Raw genomic sequence first — 14,502 nt, 5'->3', positions numbered from 1 at the left:
CATTTTCGTAACCGGACAACAGGACCGGCGCGTCATGCACCGCGCCGGTCGATCGCCAGCGCGCGAATCGCTTCCTTCTGGAATTGGGTCGGCGTCACGCCGGTCTGCTTGCGGAAATAGCGGCTGAAATAGGCGATATCGTCAAACTCAAGGTCATGTGCAATCTGCTTGACCGACATATGCGAGTAGACGAGAGCCCGTTGCGCCTCGCGTACGAGATGCTCGTTGATGACTGCGAGCGGAGAACTCGAAATCTCCTCACGGCAGATCCGTCCCAACTGCGCCACGGTCGTGCCGAGCGTCTGCGCATAGAAATCGACCGGACGATGTTCCCGCGCATGCTTGACCAACAGTTCCCTGAAGCGCCTGATCTGCCCGGCGCGCCGTTGCGTGGCGGACAGGCTGGCGCCGGCCGCCGTGCGCGAGGCCGGCGCTGCTTCGCACAGGCGCCCGACATGCACGAAGAGCGTGATCAGCAACGGCAGTCCCGCCGCCATGTGTCCGCGGTCGGTGGTGTTCATGCTGCTCACGGTGCCGGCTTTCGTCGCGGCGCTCGCGCTGTTCGCGCTGGGCGGCATGCGCATGCCGGAGTTTGAGCCGGCGCTCGCGGATAAGGCGGTATCGACGGTGGAATAGGCGCGCGCGTCCATTGCGCCTACGCGGGATTCCAAATGACGATTCATGCGCATAGCATCTGGTAATTCGTTGGTTGGGCACGGGATAGGGCAGCCGTACCATCGGTTGTTCACCCATCCGCCGATGAACACCGATGACCGTCCCCCGCTTTCCCTCCGCCGCGCTCGGACTCGATCCCGGCACGCCGCTCGAACGCCCGGGCGCGCGCGGCACGAACACTTCGCTGATTGATCTCCCCACGCGCGCCGCCGCCCGACGCGGCACGCAACGCCGCGCGGCATTGCGCTCACGCTCGCTGCGCATCGGCGTGCCGGTGGCGATTGTCGTGCTATGGCAACTTGCCTCTTCCTTGCAGCTGGTCACGCCTGAAACGCTGCCGCCACCCACTGTCATCTTTGCCGCGCTCAAGGAACTGATCGCCGATGGCGAGTTGCAGAGCGCCATCGGCGTGTCGCTGGTGCGTGCGGCGACGGGACTCGCGATTGGCGGCGGCATCGGCTTGATTGCGGGGCTGCTGGCCGGACTCTGGCGCATCGGCGAAGAAGTCATCGACGCGCCGTTGCAGATGCTGCGCACCATTCCCTTCATCGCGCTGATTCCGCTGTTCATCACGTGGTTCGGCATCGGCGAGGGCGCGAAGGTCGCGGTGATTCTCGCGGCCACCATCTTCCCGATGTATCTCAACACCTATGCCGGCGTGCGCGGCGTCGATCCGAAACTGCTCGAAGCGGCCAGCGTGTTCGGCCTCTCGGGTCGCCAGGTCGCGTGGCGCATCATCCTGCCGACCGCGCTGCCCGCGATCCTCGTCGGCGTGCGCTATGCGTCGGCGGTGGCGCTGCTGGCGCTCGTCGTCGCCGAACAGATCAACGCGCAGAACGGCATCGGCTACATCCTCGTCAATGCGAACCAGAACCAGCGCGCCGACATCATCATCGCGGGCATCCTGGTCTATGCGACGCTCGGCATCGTGACGGACCTCGTCATGCGCGCGCTCGAACATCTCGCCCTGCCATGGAGGCCGCGCTTTGAACTCGCCTGAACGCACGCATACCCACGCTCACGACGCGCTCGCGCTCGAAGCCGTCAGCCGCGTCTTCGACGGCCGCGCCGTGCTGAAGGACGTCTCGCTGAACGTGCGGCGCGGCCAGTTCGTCTCGATGCTCGGCGCATCGGGCGCGGGCAAGACCACGCTGCTGCGCATCCTCGCCGGACTCGATCAGGCCGACAGCGGCCGCGTGCGCGTCGCGGGCGCGCGCTCCGTGGTGTTCCAGGAGCCACGCCTCGTGCCGGCGCGGCGCGTGTGGGAGAACGTCGTGATCGGTCATGCGCGGCTGGGCAGCGCGAAGGCGGCGGCGCTCGCCGCGCTCGATGAAGTCGGCCTTGCGCGTCATGCCGATGGCTGGCCCAAGACGCTCTCGGGCGGCGAGGCGCAGCGTGTCGCGCTGGCGCGTGCGCTGGTGCGTGAGCCGAAGCTGCTGCTGCTCGACGAGCCTTTCGCCGCGCTCGACGCGCTGACTCGCATCCGCATGTACGAACTCGTCGCGCGGTTGTGGCGTGCACATACGCCGGCCGTGGTGCTCGTCACACACGATATCGACGAAGCCATTCTGCTGTCGGACCGCATCGTCGTGCTGGCAGAAGGCGAGATCAGCGCGGACCTGCAAGTGGACACGCCGCGCCCGCGCTCACGCAGCGATGCCGCCGCCGTCGCACTTAGAACAAGGCTGCTCGCTGAGCTTGGCGTCACGCATGCCGACGCCGCCTGAACCTCTCACTCCACTCTTCTTCAAGCACCATGCGCATCAGAACACGTCTTGCCGCTGTCTTCTTCACGAGCCTGCTTGCGGGCGCCTCTTCCGCGTTCGCCGATGAACCGCTCACTATTACCATCGGCACGCAGGATGCGGCGTGGCCGCTGATCGTCGAGCAGTCGCACGTGCTCGACGGCGCGCCCTACAAGGTCAAGTGGGCCGTGCTCACGGGCCCCGCCGCGCAGCTCTCCGCGCTGTATTCGAAGAGCCTCGACGTGGGCCTGATGGGCGATACCTCGCTCATCATCGAGCAAGGCAACGCGCGCACGCCATGGACTGCGGACACCGCGCCGTTGCAGATCATCGCGGGATGGCGGAATCCGGACAGCAGCTATCCGCCCATTGTCACGGTGGTGCGCAACAACGCCAATGTGAAGACCATTGCGGACCTGCGCGGCAAGACCTGGGGCTATAACTTCGGCGGCTTCAACTATCTCCAATACGTGCTCTCGTACATCAAGGCCGATCTGAAGCCGAAGGACTTCGAAGGCGTGAAGTTCGGCGACGGCAACGTGTCGGCTTCGGCCTTCAATGCCGGTCAGGTCGCGGTGTATTCGGGCGGCTATGCGCCGGTGAAGGAAGCCGTTGACAAGGGCGAGGCGCGCGTCATCATCAAGAGCGACGAACTCGAGATCCCTGCGCTTTCAGTGTTCGCGGCGCGCACCGACGTGCTGCGCGATCCGGCAAAGAGCCGCGCGCTCGGCGACTTTCTCGGCCGTCTGAAGAACTCGTGGACCTGGTGGGCGCAGAACGTGCCGGCCGTCGAGAAGATCTATCTGGAGAAGATGAAGCAGAGCCCGGCGCGCGCGAAGTTCTCGGCGGAGAACGGCCGCTCCGTGTTCTATCCGCTCGATGGCGCGCTGGTCGCACGCGAGCAGAAGATCGCCGACACGCTTCACAAGTCGGGCGACATCAAGCACCCCATCAAGGTCGACATCGAGTTCAACCCGGTGTTCGACGCGCAGGCAGTGGCAACGCGCTGACGCGCCGTGTCCGGCCAACCTTCATTGATATTCATTACCCAGGATCCAGCGCTCATGTCCCGCTCCGTGTCTCCCGCGCAATTGCGCACGCTCATCGCCCAACGCTCCGAACTCGCGGTGCTCGACGTCCGCGAGGAAGGCGTGTCTGCCCGCAGGCGGTTGTTCTATTCGTCGGTTGCGCCGGTGGGGCGGCTCGGCCTGTTGATCGATCGGCTCGTGCCGCGACGTGGCACGCCGGTCGTGCTCGTCGACAGTCATGGGGAGCACGCGCCGCGCGCTGCCGCATTGCTTGCGCGCTGGGGCTATACGGACGTCGCGGTGCTTGCGGGCGGCATCGACGGCTGGGAGCAGGCGGGTTTCGAAGTGTTCAGCGGCACCAATGTGCCGGGCAAGGCATTCGGCGAACTGATCGAGCATCGCCTGCATACGCCCAACATCGACGCTGTCACGCTCAAGGCCCGCCAGGATGCCGGCGACGATCTCGTCGTGCTGGATTCGCGTCCCTTCGGCGAATATCACACGATGAACATTCCGGGCGGCATCGACTGCGCGGGCGCTGAACTGGTGTATCGAGCGCTGGCGGCGGTGCCTTCGCCGGACACGCTGATCGTGGTGAATTGCGCGGGGCGCACGCGCAGCATTCTCGGCGCGCAATCGCTCATCAACGCAGGCGTGCCGAATCCGGTTGCGGCGCTCACGGGCGGCTCGATGGCGTGGCTGCTCGAAGGCCTCGAACTGCAACACGGCGAAGTGCGCACGGCGCCACGCCCGGAAGGCGCGACGCTCGCAGCCGCGCGCGAGCTTGCCGCCGCGGCGGCACGCAAGGCCGACGTGCCGGTCATCGACGGCGCCGCGCTCGCCGCGCTGGAACAGGAAAGCGGCACGCGCACGCTGTACCGCTTCGACGTGCGCGATCCGCTGGAATACGAAGCCGGGCATCCGGCGGGCTGGCGTTCGGCGCCGGGCGGCCAACTGGTTCAGGCGACGGACGAGTACATCGGTACTTTGCATGCACGCGTGGTCCTGCGCGATGACGACGGCGTGCGCGCGCGCATGACCGCGTCGTGGCTCAAGCAGCTTGGCTATCTCGATGTCCGCGTCCTCGATGACACCGCCAGCGCTGCGCTGAGCAACGATCGCTACGCGGCCGGCCCCGAGCCGCTGAACGTGCGGCCGCACGGCGTGCGCACGCGCTGGATCGAGGCGGACCGGCTGGCCGATGCGCTGGAGCAGCGCACGGCGCAGGTCATCGATATCGACAGCAGTCTCGGGTTCAGGCGCGCGCATATCGAGGGCGCGCGCTTCATCGCGGCGAGCGAACTTCAGGCGAAGCTCGCGGATCTCCCGTCGGATCGTGATCTGGTGCTGACTTCGGAAGACGGCACGCTGGCAGCGCTGGTTGCGGCGGAACTGGTGGAACAGCGCGCGAATGTGGCCGCGCTGGCCGGCGGCACGCGGCGCTGGTTGTCCTTGGGCCTGCCGCAAGCATCCGGCGACACCGGCAATCTCACTGGCGACGACGACGCCTGGTACAGCCCCTATCACGCTGCGCCGGAACGCGTCGCCGAGCAGATGAACGCGTATCTTGCATGGGAACTGCAACTGGTCGAGCAACTGGAGCGCGACGCCATTGCGTCCATCGACGTGCTCGATTTCGGCACGGCCACGGCGAAGCGCAGTCATGCGCGGCTCGATGAACTGAAGTCCAGCCAGGCCCGGGCCGCATGACCACGACAATCTCGCCCGTCTTCGACGGCGCCACGAGCCCCGCCGACATTCCCGGCAGTCCGCTCGCGGCGGCCTTCGCGCAGCCGCTGATGCTTGGTCTGTTCCTGCCGATCCAGAACGGCGGCTGGTCGATCTCGACGCTGCCGCGCGGGACCGACTGGCGCTTCGACTACAACGCGCGCCTGACGAAGCAGGCCGAAGCGCTCGGCTTCGATCTCGTGTTCGGCCTCGCGCAGTGGCTCGGCAAGAACGGGCATGGCGGCACGCTCAAATATCGCGAGCAGTCGCTCGATGCGTTCATCGCGACGAGCGCGCTCGCCGCCATCACCGAACGCATCCTGCTCATCTCGACGGTGCACGCGCTCTACGGCCCGTGGCATCCGCTGCATCTGGCGAAGTTCGGCGCGACGCTCGATCACATCTCGAACGGGCGCTGGGGCATCAATCTCGTGACGGGCCACGTCGCGAGCGAATGGGCGATGTTCGGCCAGCCGATGATCGAGCATGACGAACGCTATGTGCGCGCGGCGGAGTTCGTCGGCGTCTTGGACACGCTGTGGCGCAGCGATGCCAACCTGACCATCCGCACGCCGCACTGGCAACTCGACGATGCCTTCGTCAGTCCGCGTCCGCGTTTTCATCGGCCGGTGCTGGTGAACGCGACGGGCTCGGCGGCAGGCATCGACTATGCCGTGCGGCATTCCGACCTGATCTTCATCACGAGCCCGGCCGGAGCCGACTTCAAGGATGCGATCGGCGCGCTGCCCGCGCATACGGCGAAGATCCGCGAAGGCGCGGCGCGCGTCGGACGGCGCGTGCGTACGCTGATCAATCCGACCATCGTCTGCCGGCCGACCGAACGCGAAGCCCGCGCGTATCACGATGCCATCGTCGCGCATCCGGACGAAGGCGCGCTCGATGGTTTCATCGGCATGCATGGCCGCAGCGATGCGAAAGCGTGGGCGAAGCACAAGCGCGAGCAGCGCGTGCTGGGCGGAAACCTGCATCTGATCGGCTCACCGGAACAGATCGTGGAGCAACTGATCGCGCTGAAGCGGGCAGGCTGCGACGGCGTCCAGCTCACCTTCTTCGACTTCGAGCCGGACCTCGAGTATTTCGGTGAAGCCGTGCTGCCGCTGCTCGTGGAAGCGGGCTTGCGCGTGCCCGCAGCGCCGCTTCGCGCTTCACTTCAGGCAACGTCATGAGCCAGCCACGTCAGCTTCATCTGAACACCAATGTCACGGGCGTCGGACGTCATCCGGCGGGATGGCGCACGCTCGAGAATCCGCGCGCGATCGTCGATCTGAACTTCTACAAGGAGATCGCGCGGACGGCGGAACGCGGCAAGCTCGATGCCATCTTCCTGTCCGACCTGCTGGCGCTGCGCAATCACGCAGAAGGGCCGTCGCAGGCGCTGGAGCCGACCGTGCTGCTGACGGCGCTCGCGGGCGCGACGTCGCATGTCGGGCTGATCGGCACGGCATCGACGACGTTCAACGATCCGTTCAATCTCGCGCGGCGTTTCGCATCCGTCGATCACGTGAGCGGCGGACGCGTGGCGTTCAATGCGGTGACGACATACGACGCGTCCGCTGCGGCGAACTTCAGTCACGACGTGCCGCTCTCCACCGAAGAGCGCTATGCGCGTGCGCAGGAGTTCGTGGAGGTGGTCACGAAGCTGTGGGACAGCTGGGAAGACGATGCCTTCATCGCCGAGCAGCATAGCGGGCGTTATACCGATCCGGCTCGCGTGCATGCGATCGCGCATCGCGGCGCTCATTTCGCGGTGCGCGGGCCGCTGACGGTGCCGCGCAGTCCGCAGGGACGGCCGGTGCTGGTGCAGGCGGGATCGTCGGAAGGCGGGCGGGCGCTGGCTGCCCGTTTCGCCGATGCCGTGTTCACCGCCCAGACCACGCTTCCTACCGCGCAGGTTTTTTATACGGAGATGAAGGAGCGCGTGCGGCGTCACGGGCGCAATCCGGATCATTTCCTGTTGTTGCCGGGGCTGTATCCGGTGATCGGCGGGACCGAAGCCGAAGCGCGGCAACGCAAGGCCGAACTCGATGCGCTGCTCGATACGGAGCGCGAGATCGCGCGGCTTGCGGGTGCGCTGGGGCTCGCACCGGACGATCTGCGCATCGATGCGCCGCTGCCGTATGACTTGATCGCGAAGGTGTCGCGCTCGGACCTGCCGCGCGGTTTCATCGATTCGACAGTTGCGCTGGCGCGCAGCGAAGGTCTCACGGTGCGCGACCTGCTCGATCGCAATCCGGGTGCGCACAGGATGATCGTCGGCACGCCGGAGCAGATCGCCGACGATATCGCGCGCTGGTTTCATGAACGCGGCGCGGACGGTTTTAATCTGAACGCGGATGTGTTTCCGTCCGGCCTGGCGGCGTTCGTCGATCATGTCGTGCCGCTGTTGCAGCGCAAGGGCATCTTTCGACGCGAGTACGAAGGCACGACCTTGCGCGAGCATCTGGGCTTGCCGCGTCCACGCAGTCAGTACGAGCGTGGAGCGGATGCGGCGTGAATCAGCGCCCGCTCAGCGCCGCCTCGCCCACGCGAAACACCGCGAGTTCATCCTCCGCGCATTGCGCGATCAGGCCGGTTTCCCATTCGAGATAGGCGCGCGCGGCATCGAGATTGCCGTCGTGCCGATCGTGTACAAAAAATAAAAAATCGATGCGGTCTTCAGGCGCGAGACGGAGCGGCGTGTCATCCACGGGCCAGCCTGCGATCTCGTATGCCGCGAGGGTCACACGTGCATGGCCGGCATCGCGCAGATCCTGCACGACGAGACGCGCGGCATCGCGCGAACGGGCATCGGCGAATACGATCAGCGGCGCATCGCGATGCACGTCGCGGGCGCGCAATGTGTCGAAGACACGCGCGCGGTTCGTCCAGATGCTTCCGGCCGGCCGCGATATCTGATGCGCTTCGCTGGCGCGCAGATCGAGCACGAGGGCGGCCGGATCGACGGGAAGGTCTTCGTCCACTGTGGAAGATGACTCGGCCTCAGCGCCCGCCTGCCCCGACGCCGACGCCAGCGATCCCGCTTCCACGAGGGCCGTGTCATAGCCCAGCTGCACCAGCCAGTGCGCCACCACCGGTGCGCGAATGCCGTCATGATCCACCAGCAGGATGCGCGCATGCCGCACGGCCACGCTCTGGTCCGTTGCCTGGATCAACTGGCCACCGGGCGCGTGCCGGGCCAGCGGCAGGCCATCGCGGCGGTACTCTTCGGCGGTGCGGATATCGAATAGATACGTGGTGCGGGCGGGATCGCCGAGCCATTGCCGCGCCGTACCGGCGTCCACGGCGCTGACGCCGAAGCGCTCCGCCAGCGCCCGTGCCCGTTCGCGCGCGGTATCGCGTTCGGCTTCGCTCAACGGCGGCAGATCGGCATAACTGCGCGTGCTGTCGTGTTCGAGCGCCAGGCCCGCGAGCGCCCAGCCTTGCGTGCCGTTTTCCAGTGCGAACACATCGCGGCGCACGCCGAGATTGCGCAGCGTCTGCGCGCCGATGATGCTGCGCGTGCGGCCTGCGCAATGCACGACGATGGTGGTGTCGGGCGGTCCCGCGAACGCGTCCACCCACGCAGACAGCTCGCCGTTCGGCACGCATACCGCACCGGGAACCGCCATCTTGCGATGCTCTTCGCGGGTGCGTCCGTCGATCAGCGCGAGCGGACAGCCGCCGCGCTCGGCGCGCCAGCGTGCCAGTTGCGATGCACTGACATGCGGTGTGCCGTATGCGTGTTCGACGAGTTCGCCGAATGTCTTGGACGGTACGTTGACCCCGCGAAACAGTGTCCGGCCTGCGCGCTGCCAGGCCGGCGCGCCGCCTTCCAGCACCGCGAGATTGCCGTAGCCCAGCGCATGCAGACGCGCGGCGGCCCGCTGCGCGACCGGCGCATGGTCGATGTCTGCGCCGCTGGCCGTCGCGCCGTCGTCGATCAGCACGATGCGCACGCTGGTGCGTGGCAGCAGGCGCGGCGCATCAAGTTCGAGCCGGCTGAACGGCAGCGGGATCGCGAAGAACGGATGGCCTTCGCCGAATTGTCCGGCCTCGCGCACGTCGAGCAGTGCGAGTTCGCGGCCATCGTTGAGCCAGGCGCGCAGGGTGGCAGCGTCGATGAAGCGGAAAGCGTCGATGGCAAAGGGCATGGGTGGGTACCGGTCACGGTGTTCGAGAGAGGTCGCGTTTTGCATTTTGCGTTATGCGTTATGCGTTTTGCATGCAGCATGCTGCATTCCGCGGAGAGCCCCATTCTAGAAATGCCACGCGGCTTTCCGAACCAAGCATTCGTCACAACCTTATACGCGCGCAAACCGCGTTTCCAGCACGCGAGCTTTGCATAGCAGATCAGATTGGTTCGCGCGACGGCGAGCATGGCCTACGCTTTCGGTCCTTCGAAAGCACGGCGTCCAGCCGCGCATAACCTTGCCTGCCGATCTGCCCATGAATCCGGATTCGCCCCTCATCACACGCCGCCGCATGCTGCAATTGTTGCTTGCCAGTTCCGGAGCCGGCCTCGTGTCCTCCGCTAGCGCGGCGCAGGCGCTAGCAGCCTCGCTGCCTGGCGCCGTCGTGCGGGGCGGAACGCTGATCGCCAACGTGACGCCCGAGCCGGGCGGTCTCGTGGCGGGTATCAATATCTCCAGTCCGGCCGTGGTGATCTCGGCGAATATCTTCGATGGCCTCCTGACCTACGACAGCGACTATCGCCCGAAGCCGCAACTGGCCGAATCGTGGGACACCGCGCCCGATGGCAAGTCGATCACCTTCCGGCTGCGCAAGAACGTCAAGTGGCACGACGGCGTGCCGTTCACTTCCGCCGACGTCCAGTATTCGATCCTCAACGTCGTCAAGAAGACGCATCCGCGTGGCGCGTCGAATCTGGCGAAGGTGATCGGCGTGGATACGCCCGATCCGCATACCGTCGTGTTCCGGCTCAGCGGTCCTTCGCCGGTGCTGTGGGCCGTACTGTTCGGCACTGAAACGCAGATCGTCCCGAAGCATCTGTACGAGGGCACCGATCCGCTGACGAATCCATGGAACGTGAAGCCAATCGGAAACGGCGCCTTCATGTTCAAGGAGTGGGTGCGCGGCAGTCATGTGATCTTGCAGCGCAATCCGGACTACTGGGACAAGGGTGCCTCGGGCAAGGACAACAAGCCCTATCTGGAGCAGATCATCTTCAAGATGGTGCCGGACGCGGCGGCGCGTGCGGTCGCGCTGGAGACGGGCGAATTGACGTTCGCTGCGAACAACCCGGTGCCGGAAGTGGATGTCGCGCGTTTGCAGAAGAACCCCAAGCTCGTGCTCGATACGGTCGGCTGGCAGGCGCCCGCGCCGATGTTCTTCTTCGACTTCAATTACCGCCGCAAGACCTTTGACGATATCCGCGTGCGGCGTGCGTTCGCGCATGCCATCGACCGGGCCGCGCTGGCTCGCATCGTCTGGTTCGGTCTCGCCGATGTCGCGCAGAGTTGCGTGCCGAGCTATCAAAAGCAGTTCTTCAAGCCAGGACTGCCGCAACATGCGTTCGATCCCAAGGAAGCCGAGCGTCTGCTCGATGAAGCCGGACTGAAACGCGGTGCGGACGGCGTGCGCTTGCGTATCGATCACGTGACCGAGGTGGCCTATGGTCAGGTGTACCTGCGTGCGGCGGAACTGATGCGCCAGCAGTTGCGCAATGTGGGCGTCGAGATGACGCTGGTCAATCTCGATCTGCCGGGCGTGATCCGCAAGCTTTATACAGAACGCGATTTCGACACGGCCTCGATGTGGTATTCCGCCTATCCGGATCCGCAGATCGGCGTCACGCGCCGTTTTTGGAGCAAGAACATCAAGCAGGGCGTGCCGTCCAGCAATGCATCCAGTTATGCGAATCCGCAGATGGACCGGATCATCGAAGGCATTCAGGAAGAGGGCGATGTCGCGAAGCGCAAGGCGCTCATCGACGAGATGCAGTTGCTCGTGCAGACCGACGTGCCCTCGATCAACCTTCTCGAACTGAAGTTCTTCGGCTTCTATTCGAGCCGGCTCAAGGGATTGCGCAAGGGACCGATGCTGTTCTATTCGACGCTCGCGGATGCCTGGCTTCAGACCTGAATCGGAATGGCACGGACGTGCGTCGCGGATGGCCATCGCGTAGGGACGGCGCGCGTAGAATGAAAACACGCGCTTCCCGACCGCACAGGACATCCCATGCTGCAAGCCTTTGCATCATCAGATCCGTTCACGATCGGCGTTGAACTTGAAATCCAGGTCGTCAACACACACGACTACAACCTGACCAAGGCCACCACCGAACTCCTGACGCGCGTGCGGGAAGAGCGCTTCGCGGGCGCGATCAATCCCGAAACAACTGAAGGGATGATCGAGTTGTCGACCGGCGTCTGCCGGAACTTCGATCAGGCGCGCAGCGAATTGCAGACACTGCGCGACACGTTGGTGCGCGCGGCGGATTTCCTGAACGTCGGCGTATGCGGCGGCGGCACCAATTTCTTCCAGAACTGGTACGACCAGCGTTCCGACGGGCGCGAGCGTTCCGAATATTTGATGGGTCTGTACGGCGCGCTTTATCAGCAATTCACGATTTTTGGCCAGCATGTGCACGTGGGCTGTCCCGATGCAGATTCGGCACTCGTCCTGCTGCATTCGCTGTCGCGCTATGTGCCGCATTTCATCGCGCTGGCTGCTGCTTCGCCCTTCGTGCAGGGCAGCGACACACAATTCCAGTGCGCACGGCTGAACTCGGTTGCGCCGTTTCCGCTGTCGGGTCAGGCGCCATTCGTGACGAACTGGTCCGACTTCGAGGCCTATTTCGAGCGCATGACGAATACCGGGCTGGTGCATAGCCTCAAGGATTTCTACTGGGACATTCGCCCGAGTCCGGGCTATGGCACCGTCGAGGTGCGTGTGATGGATACGCCATTGCGCGTCGAATGGGCTGCCAGCATCGCCGCGTATATCCAGGCGCTTTCGCGTTATTTGCTGGTCGACCGGCCGTTACGTCTCAGCGAGCGCGACTATGAGGTGTATCGGACGAACCGCTTCATGGCATGCCGCTTCGGTATGGACGGCGCTTGCGTCGATCCCGAGACCGGACAAAGCGCGCCGATCCACGAACGCATCCTCGCCACGCTGGACGTCCTGGCGCCACATGCGCAGGCATTGGGCGCGGAAGAGGGACTGGTGGACATCCGGCGCGCCGTGACGCAAGGCGCATGCGATGCCGCATGGCTGCGCCGTGTGTACGGCGCGCATGATTCGTTGCATGAGGTCGTGCGTCAGCAGTGCCGGATATGGCGCGGGGCGCAGATGCCGGAATAGGGGCGTAGCGCGTGACCGTCAGCGGGCGTCGCGCCGCGAGAAAGGACCGTTATCGGCAAACGCGAAATGTGCAAAGCGCTCGCCGATGAAACGATGCGTCGCTCCATCCGGATGCAACGCATCGGGCAGCGGATACGCGACATGGTCTTCAGGACCATACAGACGCGTGCCGTCGAGATAATGCAGGTTCGGATCGTCGTCGGCGCGCTGCTCGACAATGCGGCGCAACTCCTCGCGAATCACCTGCAAGGTCAGCTTGCCGGCCTGAACATCGTCCGGGTTGCCGGTCGCGCGAAACGCTATCCTGCCTTCGGCCAGCGCGGCGAAATCGAATGCACCCGGACCGGGCGTGGTTTCGTGGATCGGACAATAGAGCGGTGAGACGATCAGCAGCGGCGTGTGCGGATGACCGTCGCGGATCGTATCGATGAAGCCATGCATCGCCGGACCGAAGGCGCGCACGCGCATCAGATCGAAGTTGACCACGTTGATGCCCATCTTGACGCTGATGAAGTCAGCCGGCGTGTCGCGCATGACGCGCGCCGTGAACGGGTCGAGCAGCGCGCTGCCGCTGAAGCCCAGATTCGTCAGCTCGACATCCGCGCGACGGGCCGCGAGCCCGGTCCATATCGACGTGGGGCTGTCGCCATTCGAGCCCTGGCTGATCGAACTGCCATGGTGCATCCATGTCTTCCTGCCCTCCGTGCCGACTGCTTCGATGCGGCCGTTCGTGCGCAACGCGGCGAGCACGCTGAGTTCGTCGTGCGGCAGCCAGATCTCGATACGCTTGCGGCCTTCCGGCAGACCTTGGAACGCGAGCGTGACAGGACCGTCGGATTGCACCGATGTGGTGTTCGTCGCTGCATCGACCGTGACGGTGTCGCCGCCTTTGGCGCGAAGTTGCTGCGTGAGCTGGCCATCGACGATGAGATCGTAGAGGCCCGAAGGACGCACCGGCGCACCCGCATGGACATAGCGCGTGGGCAGGACGTCGAGTTCGATGTCGGTCGCGGCGGTATCGAACACGAGCCGCACGCCGGAGGGCTTGGCCTCCGCGAGCATCAGTTGCGGATCGGGACACTGCTTGCGTGCCCAGGCCGGCAGGCGATGCGGTCGCACGCCATACGGCGTGTGTTCGAGTTCGATGGCGCCGCGCAGCAGCGCGGCGTCGATGGGCGTGGTGATCCAGTTGTGCATATGCCGAATCAAGCGTCTTCCAGACTCTCGCCGCGTTCGGCGATCAGTTTGCCCAATTCGCGCGTGGACAGTACACGCCGTCGCGGATCGGTGGAACCCGACTCGTCATCCGCGAGATTCTCGATGATCGTCAACAGCACCTTGCGCGCGACCTTGATCTCGCGCTCGCTCAGTCCGGTCACGCTGATGTCGTTCACTTCCTCCGCGAGCGGCACGAGCTTGTCCTTCAGTGCACGGCCCTCGGCCGTGAGATACACATGCGTGTTCTTCTTGTTCTCGGGACGTTGCTGACGCTCGACCAGTCCGAGCTTCTCCATCGCCGTGACGGCCGCGAACGTCGTGGGCGCCATCACGCCGGCCTGTTCGCTCAGTTCGCGCTGCGTGAGCCCGTCCGTCTCCCACAGGATGCGCAGGAAGGTCCAGTGCCCGAACGACACCGCGTGTTCCGCGAGCCGCATCTGCAATGCGCGGACCATCGAGCGCGCGGCGTCCTTGACGAGGTGCGCGAGACGGTCGTTCGGCACGGACTCGTGCCAGTGGCGCAGCATTTCCACGGTTTCGCGCGGCGCGCCTTCAACGGTCTTCTTTCGTGTCATGGCGATGTCTTCTTTCATGAAAGCGGGTATCTCCCGACATGATAGCCGCTGGCCCCTTCAGTTGCTCCCTTCAATCAGCCGTCCGGCTGCGCGCGCGACGCTCTCCGTGCAAACCCGAACTTGTTCGCGAACCGCCGCCTCCTTACCATTATGATTAGATATCGAATAAAAACCAAAGCGTGAGCCGGACGATCGAGCCGGCTCACG

Annotated in this window: 11 protein-coding genes and 1 pseudogene; 8 read left to right on the top strand and 4 right to left on the bottom strand. The window is 65.1% G+C overall.

Going from position 1 to position 14,502, the window contains the following annotated elements; genetic code table 11:
• Window positions 1-32: 32 nt before the first annotated feature.
• Window positions 33-506: pseudogene (locus tag QCE83_RS19115) on the bottom strand (helix-turn-helix domain-containing protein); the annotation flags it as partial.
• Between the two features lie 263 nt (window positions 507-769).
• On the opposite strand from QCE83_RS19115, the gene QCE83_RS19110 reads away from it, so the two are divergent.
• From QCE83_RS19110 to QCE83_RS19085, 6 genes are read left to right on the top strand one after another with little or no spacing between them, the layout of a single operon-like run.
• Entirely contained in the window at window positions 770-1,675 is a 906-nt protein-coding gene (locus QCE83_RS19110) for an ABC transporter permease (RefSeq protein ID WP_309814269.1), read from the top strand.
• Window positions 1,662-2,402, top strand: a complete 741-nt coding sequence (locus QCE83_RS19105) for an ABC transporter ATP-binding protein (protein ID WP_309814267.1) — start codon at window positions 1,662-1,664, stop codon at window positions 2,400-2,402. Before QCE83_RS19110 ends, QCE83_RS19105 begins: the two co-directional genes overlap by 14 nt.
• Before the next feature lie 29 nt (window positions 2,403-2,431).
• Window positions 2,432-3,430, top strand: a complete 999-nt coding sequence (locus QCE83_RS19100) for an ABC transporter substrate-binding protein (protein WP_309814265.1) — start codon at window positions 2,432-2,434, stop codon at window positions 3,428-3,430.
• A 54-nt stretch (window positions 3,431-3,484) separates the two neighbouring features.
• The gene (locus QCE83_RS19095; RefSeq protein WP_309814263.1) at window positions 3,485-5,158 is read left to right on the top strand and encodes a rhodanese-like domain-containing protein; all 1,674 of its coding nucleotides are present in this window, start codon (window positions 3,485-3,487) and stop codon (window positions 5,156-5,158) included.
• Window positions 5,155-6,363, top strand: coding sequence for an LLM class flavin-dependent oxidoreductase (locus QCE83_RS19090; protein WP_309814261.1), 1,209 nt, complete (start codon window positions 5,155-5,157; stop codon window positions 6,361-6,363). Before QCE83_RS19095 ends, QCE83_RS19090 begins: the two co-directional genes overlap by 4 nt.
• Window positions 6,360-7,691, top strand: coding sequence for an LLM class flavin-dependent oxidoreductase (locus tag QCE83_RS19085; protein WP_309814258.1), 1,332 nt, complete (start codon window positions 6,360-6,362; stop codon window positions 7,689-7,691). Before QCE83_RS19090 ends, QCE83_RS19085 begins: the two co-directional genes overlap by 4 nt.
• Window position 7,692: 1 nt before the next feature.
• On the opposite strand, the gene QCE83_RS19080 is transcribed toward QCE83_RS19085, so the two are convergent.
• Window positions 7,693-9,327 (bottom strand): rhodanese-like domain-containing protein, encoded by a 1,635-nt coding sequence (locus QCE83_RS19080; RefSeq protein ID WP_309814255.1) that lies wholly within the window; start codon window positions 9,325-9,327, stop codon window positions 7,693-7,695.
• Between the two features lie 370 nt (window positions 9,328-9,697).
• On the opposite strand from QCE83_RS19080, the gene QCE83_RS19075 reads away from it, so the two are divergent.
• Both QCE83_RS19075 and QCE83_RS19070 read left to right on the top strand, forming a co-directional pair.
• A complete protein-coding gene (locus tag QCE83_RS19075; protein WP_309814252.1) occupies window positions 9,698-11,278 on the top strand; it encodes an ABC transporter substrate-binding protein in 1,581 nt (526 codons plus the stop codon).
• 96 nt (window positions 11,279-11,374) lie between these two features.
• Window positions 11,375-12,502, top strand: coding sequence for a YbdK family carboxylate-amine ligase (locus QCE83_RS19070; RefSeq protein WP_309814249.1), 1,128 nt, complete (start codon window positions 11,375-11,377; stop codon window positions 12,500-12,502).
• 18 nt (window positions 12,503-12,520) lie between these two features.
• Here QCE83_RS19070 and QCE83_RS19065 read toward each other — a convergent pair whose 3' ends face one another.
• Both QCE83_RS19065 and QCE83_RS19060 read right to left on the bottom strand, forming a co-directional pair.
• Entirely contained in the window at window positions 12,521-13,699 is a 1,179-nt protein-coding gene (locus tag QCE83_RS19065; protein WP_309814246.1) for an SGNH/GDSL hydrolase family protein, read from the bottom strand.
• An 8-nt stretch (window positions 13,700-13,707) separates the two neighbouring features.
• Entirely contained in the window at window positions 13,708-14,295 is a 588-nt protein-coding gene (locus tag QCE83_RS19060) for a MarR family transcriptional regulator (RefSeq protein WP_309814242.1), read from the bottom strand.
• Between the last annotated feature and the right edge of the window lie 207 nt (window positions 14,296-14,502).

The organism is Caballeronia sp. LZ034LL (assembly GCF_031451215.1).
Classification (GTDB): Bacteria; Pseudomonadota; Gammaproteobacteria; order Burkholderiales; family Burkholderiaceae; genus Caballeronia.
This window is presented reverse-complemented; position numbering and strand designations above follow the sequence as displayed.